This window comes from Mesorhizobium sp. M4B.F.Ca.ET.089.01.1.1, from assembly GCF_004022605.1.
In the GTDB taxonomy this organism is placed as follows: domain Bacteria; phylum Pseudomonadota; class Alphaproteobacteria; order Rhizobiales; family Rhizobiaceae; genus Mesorhizobium; species Mesorhizobium abyssinicae.
In genome coordinates this window covers 1-931 of the sequence record NZ_RZOS01000966.1, presented here as the reverse complement: position 1 = coordinate 931, position 931 = coordinate 1, and the positions used below count along the sequence as shown (strand labels likewise).

The window sequence follows — 931 nt, the reverse complement described above, 5'->3', positions numbered from 1 at the left end:
CCATCGAGGCGCAGCTGGCGGAAAACCCGATGGAACGCACGGCGATCATCTTTGTCGGCAGCGCGCTCGCGGTTCAGGATTTCGGCGAAAGCTCACTTTACGACGCCCACTACCAGCGGCGTTTTCGCGGACGGGACGGATTGTGAACGGCAGCACCAACAGAAACGGACGGGCCACGGTGGAGCAGGCGCTGGCGCGGCTGAACTTCAAGCCGCGTGCGCTGGAGCCCGGCCATGTCTGGCTGGCCGGCGCCGGCCCCGGCGATCCCGGCTGCCTGACGCTCGAAGTGCTGGCCGCGCTCGGGCAATGCGACGCGCTCGTCTACGACGCGCTGGTCTCGCCCGATATCGTCGCGGTCGCCGAAAGCGCCGAGCTCTTCTATGCCGGCAAACGCGGCGGCCAGCCGTCGATGAAGCAGGACGACATCACCGCTTTGCTGGTGCGGCTGGCCCGCGAGGGACGCCGCGTCGTCCGTCTCAAGGGCGGCGACCCCTACATCTTTGGACGCGGCGGCGAAGAGGCTTTGGCGCTGGCGCGGGAGGCTATTCCTTTCCGCGTGCTGTCCGGCCTGACCTCCGGGCTGAGCGCGCTCGCCGCCACCGGCATCCCCGCCACCATGCGCGGCATCAACAAGGCGGTCATCCTGGCCACAGGCCACGCCGCCGGCACCGAGGACGATCTCGACTGGGCGGCGATCGCCCGCACCGGCCAGCCGGTCGTCATCTATATGGGCATGGCCAACCTGCCGCGGATCGCGGCTTCGCTGCTGGAGGGCGGCCTGGCGCCGTCGACGCCGGCGGCGGTGATCGTTTCCGCGACGACGCCGCAGGAGCGCATCGTCGTCGCCACGCTCGCCACCATCGCCGAGGAAGCCGCGGCCGCCGGGCTCGCCCCGCCGACGACGATCAGCGCCGGCGGCATCGTCGCCATG

Annotated in this window: 1 protein-coding gene and 1 pseudogene; both read left to right on the top strand. The window is 70.5% G+C overall.

What is annotated here, in order from left to right:
- A pseudogene (locus EN780_RS35375) lies at nt 1-146 on the top strand (precorrin-4 C(11)-methyltransferase); the annotation flags it as partial.
- Nucleotides 143-931: uroporphyrinogen-III C-methyltransferase (gene cobA / locus EN780_RS35370; protein ID WP_128276547.1), on the top strand; the 789-nt coding region annotated here is incomplete at its 3' end. The pseudogene EN780_RS35375 and the gene cobA, both read left to right, overlap by 4 nt.